Consider the following 323-nt stretch of genomic DNA (forward strand, 5'->3'; position numbering starts at 1 on the left):
AGCATCCGTTCTGGGTGCACGGCCAAGGATGGGTGGAAGCAAGGCATTTGAAGGTTGGAGATCTGCTTCAAAGTCCAGAAGGCATGCCCTATCTGATCGACCGGATCGAGATAAAGAACAACAGTTTACCTGTGTATAATTTCGAAGTCGAAGAAGTACATAATTATTTCGTTACGGAGTCGGAAATATGGACGCATAATGTCATCGGAGTGATTGTAAGAGCGATAGTACTGTTTATTGCATACTAAAAATGCCTAGAATTGCAGCGTAAAAGTGCTTAGATCAGATGCAAAAAAAAGGCACTTGTCAGCCCCTTACATTCC

General features: G+C 43.0%; 1 protein-coding gene. It reads left to right on the forward strand.

Annotated elements, in window-relative coordinates; genetic code table 11:
* Positions 1 to 248: polymorphic toxin-type HINT domain-containing protein (locus PPOP_RS18410; RefSeq protein ID WP_006288191.1), on the forward strand; the 248-nt coding region annotated here is incomplete at its 5' end.
* Between the last annotated feature and the right edge of the window lie 75 nt (positions 249 to 323).

The sequence above is a fragment of the Paenibacillus popilliae ATCC 14706 genome (assembly GCF_000315235.1).
Taxonomy (GTDB): Bacteria; Bacillota; Bacilli; order Paenibacillales; family Paenibacillaceae; genus Paenibacillus_B; species Paenibacillus_B popilliae.